Origin of the sequence: Micromonospora chalcea, from assembly GCF_028768405.1 — a bacterium.
Lineage (GTDB): Bacteria > Actinomycetota > Actinomycetes > Mycobacteriales > Micromonosporaceae > Micromonospora > Micromonospora chalcea.
In genome coordinates, this window is record NZ_CP118233.1 from 3,928,136 (window position 1) to 3,945,056 (window position 16,921).

Consider the following 16,921-nt stretch of genomic DNA (forward strand, 5'->3'; position numbering starts at 1 on the left):
GCACGCCGCGTGCCGTCGGACCGAGGAGTACGTCGCATGCAGCCCGGATACCCCCCGCAGCAGCCGCAGCAGATCGACAACAACATGACGATGTCCATCGTCGCGATCTTCCTGTTCTGGCCGCTCGCGATCCCGGCCATCATCAACGCGTCGAAGGTCAACCCGCTGATCCAGCAGGGCGACTACGCCGGCGCCCAGGCTGCCGCCGCCGAGTCCAAGAAGTGGTCCAAGTGGGCCCTCATCGCCGGCCTGGCCTGGATCGCCATCATCGTGGTGGGATGTTGCCTCCTCGGCGGCCTGGCTGGTATCGCCGGCAACAGCGGCAGCAACTGACGCACAACCGAACCGAACCTGAGGAGCACCCAGACATGCAGCCCGGTTACCCCGGCCAGGACCCGTACGGCCAGCAGCCGAACCAGGACCCGACCGCTCAGCCGAACGACCCGTACGCCCAGCCGCCGCAGGCCCCGCAGTACGGCCAGCAGCCGCAGTACGGCCAGCAGCCGACGTCGGGCCAGCCGTACGGCCAGCCCACCTCGGGTCAGCCCGCCTACGGCCAGGACCCGTACGCGCAGCAGCAGCCGCCGTACGGTGCCGCGCCGCAGTACCCGGCCGCCGGCTACCCGGCCGGCCCGGCGCAGGGTCAGGGCCAGAACAACACCATGGGCCTGGCCGGCATGATCGTCGGCATCGCCTCGATCGTGCTCGGCCTGTGCTGCCCGCTGCTGGGTGTCCCGGCCGGCATCGTGGCGGTCGTCCTCGGCGTGCTCGGCCAGAAGAAGGTCCAGGCGGGCGAGGCCAGCAACGCCGGCCAGGCGCGGGCCGCCCTGATCTGCGGCGCCGTCGGCGTGGTCGTCGGCATCGTCAGCGCCATCGCGGGCGCTGCGATCAACATGAACAACTTCGGCGCCTGACCGTCGTTCGAACGAGGGGCGTCCGGCGACCGCCGGGCGCCCCTCGCGCGTCTCTCTCCCCGCGCGGCGCCGGACGGATCAGCGGGGCGCCGGGGTGGCGCGGGGCGGGGGTGCCGGACGCGCCGGGCGGGTCAGGGTGCGGGTGGCGGCCGCGCCGAGTACCGCGCCCACCGCGATCACCAGGGTGGCCACCACCGCCACCGGCCAGGGCGACGGGCCGACCTCGGCCAGCCGCCCGCCGCCGAGCGGCCCGCCGGAGACCGCCGCGACCAGCCCCAGCAGCACGCCGGCCACCGGTCCGGCGAGCGCGGCCGGCCCGAGCAGCGCCGGCCAGGCCACATCGGCCCGTTCCTCGGCGGCCGCCCGGATCAGCCGCCGGGCCAGGAGCCAGCCGGCCGCCATCGCGGCCAGCACCGGCACCGCGAGCAGCGCGGCGCCGAGCCCGTCCATCGGGCCGCGGGGCAGGCCGGCCAGCAACGGTACGGCCGGCAGCGCGCCGACCGACACCTCACTCGTGCGGACGGCGGTGTCGGTGCCGACGGCGAACCCGGGACCGAGCAGGTAGCTGGCCGACCAGGCGATGGCGTTCGGCGCGTACGCGAGGCTGACCAGGGTGATGCCGGCCTGACCGGCCACCCCGGTCCGGTAGGCGCCGATCATGTCGGCCGCGTCGCCGCCGCCGGTGGCCACCGCCAGTCCGGCCGCCCCCGCGCCCGCGCCGAGCAGCAGCAGCGCCGCGACCAGGCCGGTACGCAGGCCGTCGCGCAGCGGCGGTGGGCAGCGCGCGGTCAGCAGCGCCCAGACGCCTGTGGTGCGCAGCGCCCCGACCAGGGCGGCCGGCACGCCGAACGCGGCGAACGTGAGCGCGGCGGTGACCGGGGAGACCCGCAGCCCGCCCGCGTCGACGGCGAACGCGGCGAGCGCGCCGAGCAGCGCGTACGCGATCCCGACGGCGGCCGCGACGGTGAGCGCCTGGCGGGGCGAGCCGGCCCCGCGCGCGCCGACGGCCCGGCTGACGTGCACGCCGGCGCGGGTGAGCCGCCAGACGGCGAGCGCGCTCAGCGCGAGCGGGATCAGGCCCAGCGGCCCGGCTGTGGTCTGCAGCGGCACGCCGTGCCCGAGCAGCCAGCCGGCCAGGCCGGCGCGCAGCGCGCCACCGAGCGAGCCGGCGTCCTCGCTGAGCTGGGCCAGGCCCAGCACGACGGAGACCGGCAGCCACGAGGTCAGCGCGGCCCAGAGCGCCGCCACCCCGGCCGCGACGGGCAACGGCGCCCGGCTGCGCGGCTCCTCGCCCGAGCGCGGCGCGGGCACCCGCGCGGCCGGGCGGGCGCGGCCGGGTGGCCGTTCCCCGGCGCGGGGACCGGAAGCCGGACGGCGTGGCTGGTCAGGGGTGACACGTGACATCGGGTCTACTCTGGCACGCCGCGGGAAGGACGGCAGTCCGATACCGGGTCGGCAGCGCGGCGAGTTCGCCGAACCCCCGCCTCAGCGGTGGTGATCCGGTCTAGCCTCGGCCTCAGACGCGACCATTCCCGTCGCGGCGCCTACCGTTCGGAGGAAGCCGTGCACGCTCCGTATCCGCCACCACCGCCGCCGCCGGCCGTCGGCCGGGACCGGACCACGCTCTGGGGCGTCCTCGGCATCGTCTTCGGCCTGTTCTGCTGCGGCATCCTGGGCATCGTCTTCGGCGCGCTGTCGATCCGCGACGCGCGGCGCAACGGCAAGTCGCAGCTGCTCGGCTGGCTGGCCATCGCGTTCGGTGTGATCAACATCGTCGCCAGCGCCATCGTGCGGGCCCGGGGCAACTCGTACTACCCGTACTGGTACCGCTGAACGCGAGGGGGCCGGCCGGTTCCCCGGTCGGCCCCCTCGGCGCGTGGTACGGCCGCTCAGCGGCCGGACATGAGCTCCCGCATCAGGTTGGCGGTCTCGGTCGGGGTCTTGCCGACCTTGACGCCCACCGCCTCCAGCGCCGCCTTCTTGGCGTCGGCGGTGCCCGCGGAGCCCGAGATGATCGCGCCGGCGTGACCCATGGTCTTGCCGGGCGGGGCGGTGAAGCCGGCGATGTAGCCGACCACCGGCTTGGTGACGTTGGCCTTGATGAACTCGGCCGCCCGCTCCTCGGCGTCGCCGCCGATCTCACCGATCATGACGATCGCGTCGGTCTCCGGGTCCGCCTCGAAGGCGGCCAGGGCGTCGATGTGGGTGGTGCCGATGATCGGGTCACCGCCGATGCCGACGCAGGTGGAGAAGCCGATGTCGCGCAGCTCGTACATCATCTGGTAGGTCAGCGTGCCGCTCTTGCTGACCAGGCCGATGCGGCCGGAGCCGGTGATGTCGGCCGGGATGATGCCGGCGTTGGACGCGCCCGGCGAGGCGATGCCCGGGCAGTTCGGGCCGATGATCCGGGTGCGCTCGCCCTTGGACTTGTTGTACGCCCAGAACGCGGCGGTGTCGTGCACCGGCACGCCCTCGGTGATCACCACGGCCAGGTCGATGCCGGCGTCGATCGCCTCGACCACGGCGGCCTTGGTGAACTGCGGCGGCACGAAGATGACTGTGACGTCCGCGCCGGTGGACTTCATCGCGTCCGCGACGGACGCGAAGACGGGCAGCTCGGTGCCGTCGAAGTCGACGGTGGTGCCGGCCTTGCGCGGGTTCACGCCGCCGACCACGTTGGTGCCGGCGGCGAGCATCCGCCGGGTGTGCTTGGAACCCTCGGAACCGGTCATCCCCTGCACGATGACCTTGGAGTCCTTGGTCAGCCAGATAGCCATTGTCAGACCCCCGCAGCTGCCAGCTCGGCGGCCCGCTCGGCCGCGCCGTCCATGGTGTCGACCCGCTGGATCAGCGGGTTGGCCGCGCCGTCGAGGATCGCCCGACCGGCCTCGGCGTTGTTGCCGTCGAGACGGACGACGAGCGGCTTGGTGGCCTTCTCGCCGCGCTGCTCCAGCAGCGCCAGCGCCTGCACGATGCCGTTGGCGACCGCGTCGCACGCGGTGATGCCGCCGAAGACGTTGACGAAGACGCTCTTGACCGACGGGTCGGACAGGACGATCTCCAGGCCGTTCGCCATCACCTCGGCGCTCGCGCCGCCGCCGATGTCGAGGAAGTTGGCCGGCTTGACGCCGCCGTGCCGCTCGCCCGCGTACGCGACCACGTCGAGCGTGGACATGACCAGGCCCGCGCCGTTGCCGATGATGCCGACCTCGCCGTCGAGCTTGACGTAGTTGAGGTCCTTGGCCTTGGCGGCCTGCTCCAGCGGGTCCACCGACGCCTGGTCGACCAGGGCCTCGTGGTCCGGGTGCCGGAACGCGGCGTTCTCGTCCAGCGTGACCTTGGCGTCCAGGAGCAGCAGCTTGCCGTCCTTGGTGGTGGCCAGCGGGTTCACCTCGACGAGCGTGGCGTCCTCGGCGACGAACGCCTGCCACAGCTTCACCGCGACGTCGACGACCTGGTCGGCGACCTCGGCCGGGAAGCCGGCCGCGGTGACGATCTCCCGGGCCTTCGCCTCGTCGACGCCGGTGTTGGCGTCGATCGGAGCCTTGACGACCTTCTCGGGCGTCTCGGCGGCGACCTGCTCGATGTCCATGCCGCCGGCCACGCTGGCGATGCAGAGGAAGGTGCGGTTCGCCCGGTCGAGCAGGTAAGAGAAGTAGTACTCCTCGGCCACGTCCGCGGTCACGGTGATCATGACCTTGTGGACGGTGTGACCCTTGATGTCCATGCCGAGGATGTCGGTGGCCCGGGCCACCGTCTCCTCCGCGCCCTCGGCCAGCTTCACGCCGCCGGCCTTGCCGCGGCCACCGACCTTCACCTGCGCCTTGACGACCACCCGACCGCCGAGGCGTTCGGCGATCGCGCGGGCCTCCTCCGGGGTAGTGGCGACGCCGCCGGCGAGCACGGGCAAGCCGTGCCGCTCGAACAGGTCCCGCCCCTGGTACTCGTACAGGTCCACGTTTGCGCGTCCCGTCCCGTCTCCGCGGCGCGCCGTCGCGCCGCCACCAGCGTTGGAAAATCAGTTTGACGCCTGTCATCAGAAGAGACAGGCCATTTGCCGCAGCCTAACGAGATGGGAACCGGCGGCAACCGAGCGGGTGCGGGGTGTGCGGTAATGCACAGCCCTCTTCGGCCGGCACCGGTTTCCGGCGGCGCCGGCACGCGGCGGCGGCCGCGGTTGTCAGCCGTCCGGGGGATGTGCCGGACCGGGCGTAACCGCCGGTCGGGGGCGTCGTTGAGTGTGATGTCGGAGCGCTGGTCAAGCGCGACGACGGGAGCGGCCGATGCCCTGTCGGTCGAGGGGTGGCGGCGGGGCATCGTGCATAGAGGGGCCGGGCGTGTGAGGGGTGCGTCCGGCCCCTCCCCCGTGCCCGGAGCCGCAGATGCGGCGGGTCAGCCGACCGGCTGGGCCACGTTCTCCCGCACCCATTCGACGATCGACCCGGTGGTCGCGCCGGGGGTGAAGATCTTCGCGACGCCGAGCCGCTCCAGCTCCGGCAGGTCGGCCTCGGGGATGATCCCGCCGCCGAACACCACGATGTCGGTGGCCTCGCGCTCGGCGAGCAGTTCGAGTACGCGCTTGAACAGCGTCATGTGCGCGCCGGAGAGCACGGACAGGCCGACCGCGTCCGCGTCCTCCTGGATGGCGGTCTCCACGATCTGCTCGGGCGTCTGGTGCAGGCCGGTATAGATGACCTCCATGCCCGCGTCGCGCAGGGCACGCGCGACGACCTTCGCGCCCCGGTCGTGGCCGTCCAGGCCGGGCTTCGCGACGACGACCCGGATACGAGAGCTCATCTGCGCACACCTTTCACCAGGACACTGACCTGAACGAACGGTAACCCGGCGGAGCGGGGGGCGGAAAGCGGGGCCCGGACCGTCCCACGCCCGGGCTACTCTCCTACCGCTCAGGCGCGGACGCGGAAAGCCGGACACCTCCGCCGATCGGTCACTGTCCGCGACGAATGGACAGTCGGAGGCCCATCCGACCGGCGGCACGAGACATGACAAGACAGGATGGAAACGGACATAACGAATCGCCAGTTCGGCGCTTCGGCTTGTGACAGGAGTGGCAGTTGGCTAACGTGTCCACGGTTGTCATCAGGTCCACGGACGGGTGACGACGCGACACCGGAGGTTCCACCGAGCTTCACCGAACGGTCCGGAGTCGCATCGGATCCCCGACAACGGAGGGTGTGCGTGCGCCAGCGCCTGTCGTCTGAGCCCGATCGCTATCGCGGCCGCCGTCGCGTACCCACCCCCCCGCGGAGCCGCTACGCGGCGGTGGTCACCACCGCGTTCGTCGGCGCCGGCATCGTCGCCATCGGCGCGAACGCCCTTCCTGACGCCAAGAGCGTCAACCCCTCGGTCCTCGACGAGCTCCGGCAGGCCTCGGTCGCCAGCCAGGACGCGGCGGCCCGTGCCGACAGCGCCGACCGCGCGTCCCGGTCCGACCGCACCGACAGCAAGATCACCGAGCAGGACCCGTGGCTCCTGCCGCTGCACGGCTACGACTTCAAGTCCCCCTACGGCATGCGCTGGGGCAAGCTGCACACCGGCATCGACCTGGTTGCGCCGGAGGGCACGCCGTACAAGGCGGTCCACGCCGGGACGGTCACCAAGGCGGGCTGGTTCGGCGGCTACGGCTACGCGGTGATCGTGAAGCACTCCGACGGCACCGAGGCCATCTACGGCCACTCCTCCGCCGTGTCGGTCAAGGAGGGCCAGGAGGTGAAGGCCGGCGACCAGCTCGGCCTGGTCGGCAACACCGGCCACTCCTACGGCTCCCACCTGCACCTGGAGATCCATGTCAAGGGCCAGCCGCAGGACCCGGTGGCGTTCCTCAAGGAGCGCGGAGTGGACATCCAGCTCGAAATCGAAGCGATTTACGGCGACGTAGCCGCCTCCTGACGCTCAGTACGCCCCGTCACCGCCCGGATCACACGATCCGGGCGGTTTCGTTTTGGCGGAAGTCTGCCACGTCACACCCGCCGGTGTGAGCGGGACCACATCGGTAGGTGATCGTCTTCGCCGATGAACCGCCCGTCCGGTCCGCAACCGGGCACGGCGCGACGGCCCGCAGCCATTGCTCCGGCCACCCGATACCCGCCACCACCTGCGCCGACACCAGTATTTCGTGGTCACGTGCCCCTCGACTGGTGAAGGATCCCGTGCAGCACAGCAGCCCCACCCCGGACAACGCTCCCGCCCGGCACCGGCGTCCGCGCCGCGCCCGGCGCACCGTATACGTGGTCACCGGCGCGGTGGCCCTGCTCGGCCTCGGCATCGGCGGCGTGGTCACCGTCGCCGACCGGTCCGCGCCGACGCCGGCCGCCGTCGACCTCGGCGTACAGGCCCGCGTCGACGACGCGGCCCGCGCCGACCGCTCGGCCCGCGAACCGATCACCCCGTCCGCCGTCCCGGCCAGCCCCGCGCCGAGCCCGAGCGCGACCGCCCCGGCGCCGAAGAAGACGGCCACCGCCAAGCCCAAGCCGAAGAAGACCGTGGCGAAGAAGGCGGTGGCGAAGAAGCCGACCTGGGTCATCCCGATGAAGGGCGCGGACATCACGTCCTGCTACGGGCCCCGCTGGGGCACCCAGCACGCCGGCATCGACTTCGCCATGCCGGCCGGCACCCCGATCCACGCCGCCGCGGCGGGCACCGTGGTCAAGGCCGGCGACGTGGGCGACGGCTACGGCATCTCGGTCTTCATCGACCACCACAACGGCTACCTGACCCACTACGCCCACCAGAGCCGGCTCGCCGTCGCCGTGGGCGACAAGGTCACCGCCGGTCAGGTCATCGGCTACGAAGGCTCCACCGGCGACTCCACCGGCCCGCACCTGCACTTCGAGGTGCACCAGGGCGCCATGTGGAACCAGATCGACCCGGCGCCGTTCCTGCGCGCACGGGGCATCGACGTGGCCTGCTGACCGCGCCACGACAGGGGCAGGGCCCGGTCCGGCCACGAGCCGGACCGGGCCCGCTCACGCTCAGAGCTTGTCGATCGGGGCGTGCCGCAGCACCAGCCACATCGTCTGGTCGCCGAAGTCGATCTGCGCCCGGGCGCCCGGCCCGGCCCCCTCCACCGCCAGCACCCGGCCCAGGCCGTACCGCTGGTGGTTGACCCGGTCCCCGGCCGAGACCTTCGGGGCCTGCTTCAGCTCACTCGCCGTGGACAGCCGGCTGGCGTCCACGCCCAGCCGCTTCGCCAGCTCGGTCGCCTTCGGCGTGCCGCCGGCGAAGCCGCCGCGGCCCAGGCGGTCCGCCCGGCCGCCGACGCCGCCGCCCCCGCCACCCCACGAGGTGTACGACCCCTCGGTGCGCTCCCAGCGGACCAGCTCCGGCGGCAGCTCCTCCAGGAACCGCGACGGCGGGTTGTACGCGGGCGCGCCCCACGCCGACCGGGTCACCGCGCGGGACAGGTAGAGACGCTGGCGGGCCCGGGTGATGCCCACGTACGCCAGCCGCCGCTCCTCCTCCAGCTCCCGGGTGTCGCCGAGCGAGCGCAGGTGCGGGAAGACGCCGTCCTCCAGGCCGGTCAGGAAGACCACCGGGAACTCCAGGCCCTTGGCCGTGTGCAGCGTCATCAGCGTGACCACGCCCTGGTGGTCCGGGTCGTCGGAGGGGATCTGGTCGGCGTCGGCGACGAGCGCCACCTGCTCCAGGAACCCGGCCAGGGTGGCCCGCTCGTCCTCGGCGCCGAGCGCCTCGATCCGTTCGGTGTACTCCCGGGCGACGCTCACCAGCTCCTGGAGGTTGTCCACCCGGCCGGCGTCCTGCGGGTCGAGGCTCTCCTCCAGCTCGGCCAGGTAACCCGAGCGGGTCAGCACCGCCTCCAGCACCTCCTCCGGCGTGCCGGTGGCGGCCAGCTCCCGCGCCGCGTCGAGCAGCGCGACGAACTCGGCGATGCCGTTCGCGGCCCGGGTGGAGATGCCGGGTGCGTCCTTGGCCCGGCGCAGCGCGGCGCCGAAGGAGATGCGGTCGCGCGCGGCCAGCGCCTCCACGCACGCCTCGGCCCGCTCGCCGATGCCCCGGCGCGGGGTGTTCAGGATCCGCCGCAGGCTGACCGTGTCGTCGTCGTTCACCACCGCGCGCAGGTACGCGAGCGCGTCGCGGACCTCCTTGCGCTCGTAGAAGCGCACCCCGCCGACCACCTTGTAGGGCAGGCCGACCCGGATGAACACCTCCTCGAACACGCGGGACATGGCGTTGGTGCGGTAGAAGACGGCCACGTCGCCCGGGCGGGTGTCGCCGTCGTCGACCAGGCGGTCGATCTCGCGGGCGACCCAGTCGGCCTCGGCGTGCTCGGTGTCGGCGACGTACCCGACGATCTGCTCCCCGGCCCCGGCGTCGCTCCACAGCCGCTTCGGCTTGCGGGAGGTGTTGCGGTCGATGACCGCGTTCGCCGCGTTGAGGATGGTCTGGGTCGAGCGGTAGTTCTGCTCCAGCAGGATCGTGCGGGCGTCGGTGAAGTCCCGCTCGAACTCCAGGATGTTGCGGATGGTCGCGCCGCGGAACGCGTAGATCGACTGGTCGGCGTCGCCGACCACGCACAGCTCGGCCGGCGGGATCCCCTCGGTCCCGGAGACCAGCTCCTTGATCAGCACGTACTGGGCGTGGTTGGTGTCCTGGTATTCGTCGACCAGCACGTGCCGGAACCGCCGCCGGTAACTCTCCGCCACGTGCGGGTGCGACTGGAGCAGGTGCACCGTGGTCATGATCAGGTCGTCGAAGTCCAGCGCGTGCGCCTCGCGCAGCCGCCGCTGGTAGAGCGTGTACGCCTCGGCGAGCGCCCGCTCGTTCGGCCCCTTGGCCCGGCCGGCGAACTCCTCCGGGTCGACCAGCTCGTTCTTCAGGTTCGACACCTGGGCGGCCAGACCCCGGGCCGGGTAGCGCTTCGGGTCCAGGTCCAGCTCGCGGGCGACCATCTGCATCAGCCGGCGCGAGTCGTCCGCGTCGTAGATCGAGAACGTCGACTTCAGGCCGGCGTGCTCGTGCTCGGCCCGCAGGATGCGTACGCACGCGGAGTGGAACGTCGACACCCACATCATCCGGGCGCGCGGGCCGACGAGCGCGGCCACCCGCTCCTTCATCTCGCCGGCGGCCTTGTTGGTGAAGGTGATCGCGATGATCTCGCCGGGATGCACGTCCCGGGCGGCGAGCAGGTAGGCGATCCGGTTGGTCAGCACCCGGGTCTTGCCGGAGCCGGCGCCGGCCACGATGAGCAGCGGGGAGCCGGCGTGGGTCACCGCGTCCCGCTGGGGGCCGTTCAGGCCGTCGAGGAGGGCCTGCGGGTCCGACCCGGGGGCCCCGGGGCGGCGCGGCGGGGTCGGCCGGGACTCCGGCGCAGGCGGGGACGCGGGGATGTCGAAGAGAGGATGCATCGCAGTCCGAGTCTATGCCGTCGGCCGGACACTTCCCCGCCCGCGCCGCCGGTCGGCGCCCGGCGGCACGTCTCACCTGTTGGTGCGTCTTCTTGCGCGCCCGCCCGGGTGGTCGGCATACTCGACGACGTGTTCGATCAGCGCTTCTACTTTTACTACGGCACCGGGAGTCCGGCAGCCGTGGGTCGCGCCTGATCACAGACCTACGAAACGCCCCGGGCTCGGAGAGCCCGGGGCGTTTCCGTCCCGGGATCCGGGTACCGGGCCCGAGCCCCGAGAGGGACGACGATGATGACTGACGTGGTGGAGTCCAGCGGCAGCCCGGCGCGCAACGGCCGGCCGGCCGACGCCGACCCGAGCGGCGCCGCGGCGTCCCGGACCGGCACCGACGACGCGACGGCCGCCGAGCGGATCGGTGAGATCCGGCGGCGGATCGACGAGATCGACAGCACGCTCATCGCGCTCTGGCAGGAGCGGGCCGCGCTCTCCCAGGAGGTCGGCGCGACCCGGATGGCCTCCGGTGGGACCCGGCTCGTGCTCTCCCGCGAACGGGAGATCCTGGAGCGGTTCCGGGCCGAGCTCGGCGCGGACGGCACCCAGCTCGCGCTCCTGCTGCTGCGCGCCGGTCGCGGCCCGCTGTGACGCCGTGACGCCCCCGGATACGACGAACCGCCTACCGGCGTCGAGTTGACGCCGGCAGGCGGTCCGGTTCGGTTCAGGCCGCGTCGTGGGTGACGACGATCTCCCGCTTCTCCGCGAAGTGGCAGGCGCTCGGGTGGTCCGAGCCCGGCCGGATCTGGAGCAGCGGCACCTCCTGGGCGCAGACGTCCTGCGCCTTCCAGCACCGGGTCCGGAACCGGCAGCCCGAGGGCGGGCTGACCGGCGAGGGGACGTCGCCCTGGAGCCGGATGATCGCCTTGCTCTCGCGCACCGTCGGGTCGGGCACCGGCACCGCCGACAGCAGCGCCTGGGTGTACGGGTGGGTCGGACGCTCGTAGATCTCGTCCTCGGTGCCGATCTCCACCATCTTGCCCAGGTACATCACGGCGACCCGGTCGGAGAGGTGACGCACCACCGACAGGTCGTGGGCGATGAAGACGTACGACAGGCCGAACTCGCCCTGGAGCTTCTCCAGCAGGTTCATCACCTGCGCCTGGATGGAGACGTCCAGCGCCGACACCGGCTCGTCGCAGACGATCACCTCGGGCCGCAGCGCGAGCGCCCGGGCGATGCCGATGCGCTGCCGCTGGCCGCCGGAGAACTGGTGCGGGTACCGGTTGATGTGCTCCGGGTTGAGGCCGACCAGGTCGAGCAGCTCCTTGACCTTGGTGCGCCGGCTGCCGCGCGGAGCCACCTCGGGGTGGATCTCGAACGGCTCGCCGATCAGGTCACCCACCGTCATCCGGGGGTTGAGCGAGGTGTACGGGTCCTGCATCACCAGCTGGATCTGCCGGCGCAGCCGACGCAGCGCGCCACCGGAGAGCTTGGAGATGTCCTGGCCCTTGTAGAGCACCTGGCCGCCGGTCGGCTTCTCCAGGTTCATCAGCACCCGGGCCAGCGTGGACTTGCCACAGCCGGACTCGCCGACCACGCCGAGCGTCTCGCCGGCCTTTAGGTCGAAGGAGACGCCGTCGACCGCCTTGACGTGGCCGATGGTCTTCTTGAACACCACGCCCCGGGTCACGGGGTAGTGCTTGACCAGGTCACGAACCTCGATGATGTTCTCAGTCACGGTTCACCAGTTCCTCGGCGAAGTGGCAGGCGCTGGCCCGGCCGTTGCCCAGTTGCAGCAGCGGCGGGACCTTCTCCCGGCACACCGGCTGCGCCATCGGGCAGCGCGGGTTGAACGCGCAGCCCGGCGGGATGTTCATCAGGTTCGGCGGGAGGCCCTTGATCGTGCGGAGCTCCTGGCCCTTCTCGTCCATCCGCGGGATCGAGTTGAGCAGGCCGAGCGTGTACGGGTGTGCCGGCTTGCGGTACAGGTCGTAGACGTCGGCTTCCTCGACGATCCGGCCGGCGTACATGACCGCGATCCGGTCCGCGACGTCGGCGACCACGCCGAGGTCGTGGGTGATCAGGATCATGCCCATCTGCCGTTCCCGCTGGAGCTCACCGAGCAGGTCCATGATCTGGGCCTGCACGGTCACGTCCAGGGCGGTGGTCGGCTCGTCGGCGATCAGCACCTCGGGGTCCAGCGCCAGCGACATGGCGATCATGGCGCGCTGCCGCATACCGCCGGAGAACTGGTGCGGGTAGTTGCTGAACCGGCCCTTGGCGTTGGGGATCTTCACCTGGTCGAGCATCTCGATCGCGCGCTTCTTGGCGTCCGAGCGGCTCATGCCGCGCCGGATGCGGAACTGCTCGGCGATCTGGAAGCCGACTGTGAAAACCGGGTTGAGGGCCGAGAGCGAGTCCTGGAAGATCATGGCGATGCCCTCGCCCCGGATCCGCCGCCGCTGCTCGGGGGACATGGTGAGCATGTCCTTGCCGTGGAAGCGGACCTGGCCGCCGGTGACGAACCCGGGCGGGGTGTCCAGGATGCCCATGATGGTCTGCGCGGTGACGCTCTTGCCGGAGCCCGATTCGCCGAGCACGGCGAGGGTCTCCCCCGCGTCGACGTGGTACGTGACTCCGTTGATGACCTTGGCGACGCCGTCCCGGGTACGGAACTCCACCCGAAGGTCGTCGACCTCGAGCAGCCGGCCCGAGGGGCGACCGGATCCGTCGGCGCCCGGCGCGGACTGCTCGGACACGAGAATGTCGGACAACTCAGTTCCCCTATCGAAGCTTCGGGTCGAGGGCCTCGCGGACCGCCTCGCCGAGCATGACGAAGCTCAGCACTGCGGCGACGAGGAACGCGGAGGGGAAGAACAGCAGGTACGGCGAGACCCGAATGTAGTTCTGCGCCTCGCTGATCATGATGCCCCAGGAGACGACCGGGCTCTTCAGGCCGATGCCCAGGAACGAGAGCGTGGCCTCCGCGCCGATGAACGAGCCGACCATGATCGTGCCGTAGACCAGAAGCGGGGCCAGGCAGTTCGGCAGCAGGTGCTTGAGGATGATCCGGCCGGTGCTGGCGCCGAGCGCGCGGGCCGCGACGATGTAGTCGGCCTCCTTGGTGGCGAGCACCGAGGAGCGCATCAGCCGCATCACCACCGGCCAGCTCAGCACGCTCAGGGACAGGATGACCAGGCCCATGATCGTCCACTCGCCGTTGTCGGTGCCGGAGCCGTTGAACGTGGTCAGGATGACGATCGAGCCGAGCACGAACGGCAGGCCGAAGAAGATGTCCGCGACACGGGACAGCAGCGCGTCCACCCAGCCGCCGCGGTAGCCGGCGATGATGCCCATCGTGCCGCCGACGAGCAGCGTCAGGACGGTGGAGACCACTGCCACCACGATCGAGGCGCGGGCGCCGTAGATGACCCGGGCGTAGACGTCGCGGCCCTGCACGTCGTAGCCGAACCAGGCGGCCGACGACGGCTCGACCCGGCTGCGGTCAAGCGAGCCGTTGACCGCGTCGCCGGAGGTGAACAGCCACGGGAAGGCCGCCATCACGAGGAAGATCAGGATGATCGTCGCCGAGATCCAGAACAGCGGCTTGCGGCGCAGGTCGATCCAGGCGTCACCGAGCAGGCCACGCGGCTTGTTCTGCTTCGCGCTCTCCGGCAGGCCCGCGTTGGTGGGCGCGCCCGACCCCGCCTCGGTGGGCATGGTCGCGGGCGGCGTCGACACGATCGACGCGGTATTCGGGTCACTCATGCCCGTACCTCGCTGCGCTCGGCGCGGGCGTGGTTACCCGCGCAGACTGCTGGGACGTTTCGTACGCTGCGGCGGTCACTCATAGCGGATCCTCGGGTCGAGGGCGGCGTAGAGCAGGTCCACCACCAGGTTCATGATGAGATAGACGAGCACCAACACCACGACGATGCCGACAACGGTAGCGCTCTCCTTGGTGACGATCGAGCGGAGCACCTGACGGCCGATGCCGTTGATGCCGAAGATGCCCTCCGTCACGATCGCGCCACCCATCAGCGCGCCGAGGTCGGTGCCGAGCAGGGTGACCACCGGGATGAGCGAGTTGCGCAGCAGGTGCACGCCGACCACGCGGCGCATCGGGAGGCCCTTGGCGATCGCGGTGCGGACGTAGTCGGCACGCCGGTTCTCGGCGATGCTCGTACGCGCCACCCGGGCGATGTACGCCATCGATGCGCTTCCGAGCACGAAGCCCGGCACGATCAGTTCACTGAACCGCATCTCGTTGGACACGGTCGGGTTGATGATGCCCCACTTCACGCCGAGCAGCCACTGCAGCACGAAGCCGATGACGAAGACCGGGAGGGCGATCAGGAAGAGGGTGGAGACCAGGACCAGGTTGTCCAGGAAGCCGTTGCGCCGCAGGCCGGTGAGGATGCCGGCGCCGAGACCGATCACGGCCTCGATGGCGAGGGCGACCACCGCCAGCTTCAGGGTGTTCGGGTACGACGTGGCGATGATGTCGCTGATCTCGCGACCGCCGAACGTGATACCGAAGTCACCCTGCAGAAGGTTCTTCATGTAGCTGGCGTACTGCACCCAGATCGACTCGTCGAGGTTGTACTTCTCGGTCATCATGGCGCGGTAGTTCGGCGGGCAACCGCGGTCGCCGCACTTGCCGGCGAAGGGGTCACCGGGCACTGACCAGACGAGCCAGTAGATCAGGAACGTCGTACCGATGAACACCGGCACGAGTTGCAGCAGCCGTCTCAAGAGATAACGGCCCATGGGGTGGTCCTCCAGACAGGGAGCGCCGGGGCGGGCCGGCGCGGCGGCGACAACGTTGCGAGGGGTTCGTTGTACACCCCCTCGCGGAACGGCCCCGGGTCGGGCTCACCGGTAGGCGAGCCCGACCCGGGGTCAGAGCGTTCGGATCAGAGCTCGACCGAGGTGATGTCGAGCTCGCCGACGTTGGTCAGCTCGAGCTTCTTGATCTTCTCCGAGTGGCCGGACTGCTGGCCACCGAAGTAGATCGGCATCGACGGAACGTCCTGGTCGATCAGCTTGACGGCCTCAGCGAACTTCTTGTGGGCCTCCTCGATGCTGGGGGCCGCGGTGGCCTCCTTCGAGAGGGCGTCCACCTGCGGGTTGCTGTACTTGCCGTCGTTCGAGGAACCACCGGTGACGTAGAGCGGGTTGATCCAGTTCTCCACGTCCGGGTAGTCCTGCTGCCAGCCGGCCCGGTACGCGCCGGTCATCTTGTAGGCGTTGATGTTGGCGCGGAAGACCGCGAAGGTCGGCACGCCGACGGCGACCGCGTCGATGCCCAGGTTGGTCTTGATCTGCTGGGCGACGGCCTCCATCCACTCCTTGTGGCTGGCGTCCGCGTTGTACGACAGGGTCAGCTTGCCCTGGAAGCCACCGGACTCGGCGTAGAGCTTCTTGGCCTCGGCCACGTCGAACTTGCAGGCGGTGCAGTTGCCCGGCTCGGCGCCCGGGGTCAGCGGGTTGGCCCAGCTGTCGGCCGGCTTACGGGTACCGAAGAAGATCTTGTCGGTGATCGCCTGCCGGTCGATGGACAGCGAGATCGCCTTGCGCAGCTTCGGGTTCTGGAAGCGCTTGTCGTAGATCGGGAAGGCGATGATGCCGGTCGACGGGGTGGTCGAGGACATGGCCCGCTCGGCCAGGTCGGTCTTCCACTTGTCACCGGCCAGCGCGGAGACCGGAACCTGCTGCTGGAAGTCCAGGTTGCCGGCGAGCAGGTCGTTGTAGGCCGCCGTGTCGTCCTGGTAGATCTTGACGGTGACGTCCTTGATCTTCATCTTGTCGCGCAGGCTGTAGTCGTCGAAGCGGGTCAGCTTGATCTCGACGTCGTCCTGCCAGGAGACGAGCTTGACCGGGCCGTTACCGATCGGCTTCTTGCCGAACTCCGCCGGGGTGGTGGAGAAGAAGGCGTCCGGCAGCGGCACGAAGGCGCTGTAGCCGAGCTTGGTCGGGAACACGGCGGTCGGCGCGTTCAGCGTGACCTCGAAGTTCCAGTCGTCGACGACCTTGAGGCCGGACATGTCCTTGGCCTTGGGCTCCGGGGCCTTCTGCGGGCCGTCCGGGCCGTCCGGGTCCTCGGTGTAGACCTCGTCGAAGCCCTGGATGTCGGAGAAGAAGGAGGCGTTCTGCGCGCCGTTCGGGCCGTACGCCGCCCAGTTCCAGGCCTTGACGAAGCTCTCGGCCTTGACGGTGGTGCCGTCGTGGAACTTGGTGTTCTGCTTGATCTTGATCTTGAAGACCTTCGAGTCGCTCGTCTCGATCGACTCGGCGAGCAGGTTCTGCGGCGCCCCACCGTTGTTGGGGTACTCGACCAGACCGCTCCACATCCAGTCGATGATCGCGCCGCCACCGGTCTCGGTGGTGTTCGCCGGAACCAGGGGGTTCTCCGGCTGGGTACCGTCGATGACGATCGCGCCGTCCGAGCTGGCGCCGGCGTCGCCACCGTCGTTGTTCCCGCTGGAGCAGCCGGACGCGACGAGCGCGAATGCCGCGCCCACCGCGAGCGCGCCGCTCGCCCGCTTCGAGACTCTCATTCCGAGGGGCCTCCTCTTTCTTAACCTGGTTCCGTCGTGGGTTTCACGCACGTTTGGGGGTGACACC

Annotated in this window: 16 protein-coding genes; 6 read left to right on the top strand and 10 right to left on the bottom strand. The window is 70.8% G+C overall.

From position 1 onward, the window contains the following. Positions 1 to 36: 36 nt before the first annotated feature. The gene (locus PVK74_RS17140; RefSeq protein WP_043328361.1) at positions 37 to 333 is read left to right on the top strand and encodes a CD225/dispanin family protein; all 297 of its coding nucleotides are present in this window, start codon (positions 37 to 39) and stop codon (positions 331 to 333) included. 35 nt (positions 334 to 368) lie between these two features. After that, complete coding sequence (locus tag PVK74_RS17145; protein WP_274476783.1) at positions 369 to 914, top strand: DUF4190 domain-containing protein; 546 nt, start codon at positions 369 to 371, stop codon at positions 912 to 914. A gap of 78 nt (positions 915 to 992) precedes the next feature. Here PVK74_RS17145 and PVK74_RS17150 read toward each other — a convergent pair whose 3' ends face one another. Further along, positions 993 to 2,318 (bottom strand): cell division protein PerM, encoded by a 1,326-nt coding sequence (locus PVK74_RS17150; protein WP_043328359.1) that lies wholly within the window; start codon positions 2,316 to 2,318, stop codon positions 993 to 995. A 159-nt stretch (positions 2,319 to 2,477) separates the two neighbouring features. Between PVK74_RS17150 and PVK74_RS17155 the strand changes: the two genes are divergently transcribed. Continuing rightward, complete coding sequence (locus tag PVK74_RS17155; protein WP_043328358.1) at positions 2,478 to 2,747, top strand: hypothetical protein; 270 nt, start codon at positions 2,478 to 2,480, stop codon at positions 2,745 to 2,747. Positions 2,748 to 2,803: 56 nt separating this feature from the next. Here the strand turns inward: PVK74_RS17155 and sucD are convergent, their stop codons facing one another. From sucD to PVK74_RS17170, 3 genes are all read right to left on the bottom strand, one after another. Next, positions 2,804 to 3,691 carry a succinate--CoA ligase subunit alpha gene (gene sucD / locus PVK74_RS17160; protein WP_030501510.1) on the bottom strand — a complete coding sequence of 296 codons (888 nt, stop codon included), beginning with the start codon at positions 3,689 to 3,691 and terminating at the stop codon, positions 2,804 to 2,806. Positions 3,692 to 3,693: 2 nt separating this feature from the next. Beyond that, positions 3,694 to 4,872 (bottom strand): ADP-forming succinate--CoA ligase subunit beta, encoded by a 1,179-nt coding sequence (gene sucC / locus PVK74_RS17165; RefSeq protein ID WP_043328357.1) that lies wholly within the window; start codon positions 4,870 to 4,872, stop codon positions 3,694 to 3,696. A 434-nt stretch (positions 4,873 to 5,306) separates the two neighbouring features. Further along, a complete protein-coding gene (locus PVK74_RS17170) occupies positions 5,307 to 5,711 on the bottom strand; it encodes a coenzyme B12-dependent isobutyryl CoA mutase small subunit (RefSeq protein WP_030501512.1) in 405 nt (134 codons plus the stop codon). A gap of 402 nt (positions 5,712 to 6,113) precedes the next feature. Between PVK74_RS17170 and PVK74_RS17175 the strand changes: the two genes are divergently transcribed. Both PVK74_RS17175 and PVK74_RS17180 read left to right on the top strand, forming a co-directional pair. Next, entirely contained in the window at positions 6,114 to 6,824 is a 711-nt protein-coding gene (locus PVK74_RS17175; RefSeq protein WP_043328356.1) for a M23 family metallopeptidase, read from the top strand. Between the two features lie 260 nt (positions 6,825 to 7,084). Continuing rightward, positions 7,085 to 7,846 (top strand): M23 family metallopeptidase, encoded by a 762-nt coding sequence (locus PVK74_RS17180; protein WP_274476784.1) that lies wholly within the window; start codon positions 7,085 to 7,087, stop codon positions 7,844 to 7,846. 60 nt (positions 7,847 to 7,906) lie between these two features. Here PVK74_RS17180 and pcrA read toward each other — a convergent pair whose 3' ends face one another. Beyond that, a complete protein-coding gene (gene pcrA / locus PVK74_RS17185) occupies positions 7,907 to 10,300 on the bottom strand; it encodes a DNA helicase PcrA (protein ID WP_064446564.1) in 2,394 nt (797 codons plus the stop codon). A 288-nt stretch (positions 10,301 to 10,588) separates the two neighbouring features. Here pcrA and PVK74_RS17190 point away from each other — a divergent pair, with 288 nt between their 5' ends. Further along, positions 10,589 to 10,942, top strand: a complete 354-nt coding sequence (locus PVK74_RS17190; protein ID WP_043328352.1) for a chorismate mutase — start codon at positions 10,589 to 10,591, stop codon at positions 10,940 to 10,942. Between the two features lie 73 nt (positions 10,943 to 11,015). Here the strand turns inward: PVK74_RS17190 and PVK74_RS17195 are convergent, their stop codons facing one another. From PVK74_RS17195 to PVK74_RS17215, 5 genes are all read right to left on the bottom strand, one after another. Then, complete coding sequence (locus PVK74_RS17195; RefSeq protein ID WP_043328351.1) at positions 11,016 to 12,032, bottom strand: ABC transporter ATP-binding protein; 1,017 nt, start codon at positions 12,030 to 12,032, stop codon at positions 11,016 to 11,018. Continuing rightward, complete coding sequence (locus PVK74_RS17200; RefSeq protein ID WP_043328350.1) at positions 12,025 to 13,053, bottom strand: ABC transporter ATP-binding protein; 1,029 nt, start codon at positions 13,051 to 13,053, stop codon at positions 12,025 to 12,027. The genes PVK74_RS17195 and PVK74_RS17200 overlap by 8 nt, the downstream gene beginning before the upstream one ends. Before the next feature lie 25 nt (positions 13,054 to 13,078). Continuing rightward, positions 13,079 to 14,062 carry an ABC transporter permease gene (locus PVK74_RS17205; protein WP_043328349.1) on the bottom strand — a complete coding sequence of 328 codons (984 nt, stop codon included), beginning with the start codon at positions 14,060 to 14,062 and terminating at the stop codon, positions 13,079 to 13,081. A gap of 75 nt (positions 14,063 to 14,137) precedes the next feature. Then, positions 14,138 to 15,064 carry an ABC transporter permease gene (locus tag PVK74_RS17210; RefSeq protein ID WP_013288523.1) on the bottom strand — a complete coding sequence of 309 codons (927 nt, stop codon included), beginning with the start codon at positions 15,062 to 15,064 and terminating at the stop codon, positions 14,138 to 14,140. Positions 15,065 to 15,210: 146 nt separating this feature from the next. After that, positions 15,211 to 16,854, bottom strand: coding sequence for a peptide ABC transporter substrate-binding protein (locus PVK74_RS17215; RefSeq protein ID WP_043328348.1), 1,644 nt, complete (start codon positions 16,852 to 16,854; stop codon positions 15,211 to 15,213). Positions 16,855 to 16,921: the final 67 nt, after the last annotated feature.

Bases quoted from the DNA above. Each gene is read 5' to 3' on its own strand.
- PVK74_RS17140 (WP_043328361.1), top strand. From the start codon at position 37: ATGCAGCCCGGATACCCCCCGCAGCAGCCGCAGCAGATCGACAACAAC.
- PVK74_RS17145 (WP_274476783.1), top strand. From the start codon at position 369: ATGCAGCCCGGTTACCCCGGCCAGGACCCGTACGGCCAGCAGCCGAAC.
- PVK74_RS17150 (WP_043328359.1), bottom strand. From the start codon at position 2,318: ATGTCACGTGTCACCCCTGACCAGCCACGCCGTCCGGCTTCCGGTCCC.
- sucD (WP_030501510.1), bottom strand. From the start codon at position 3,691: ATGGCTATCTGGCTGACCAAGGACTCCAAGGTCATCGTGCAGGGGATG.
- PVK74_RS17170 (WP_030501512.1), bottom strand. From the start codon at position 5,711: ATGAGCTCTCGTATCCGGGTCGTCGTCGCGAAGCCCGGCCTGGACGGC.
- pcrA (WP_064446564.1), bottom strand. From the start codon at position 10,300: ATGCATCCTCTCTTCGACATCCCCGCGTCCCCGCCTGCGCCGGAGTCC.
- PVK74_RS17190 (WP_043328352.1), top strand. From the start codon at position 10,589: ATGATGACTGACGTGGTGGAGTCCAGCGGCAGCCCGGCGCGCAACGGC.
- PVK74_RS17205 (WP_043328349.1), bottom strand. From the start codon at position 14,062: ATGAGTGACCCGAATACCGCGTCGATCGTGTCGACGCCGCCCGCGACC.
- PVK74_RS17210 (WP_013288523.1), bottom strand. From the start codon at position 15,064: ATGGGCCGTTATCTCTTGAGACGGCTGCTGCAACTCGTGCCGGTGTTC.
- PVK74_RS17215 (WP_043328348.1), bottom strand. From the start codon at position 16,854: ATGAGAGTCTCGAAGCGGGCGAGCGGCGCGCTCGCGGTGGGCGCGGCA.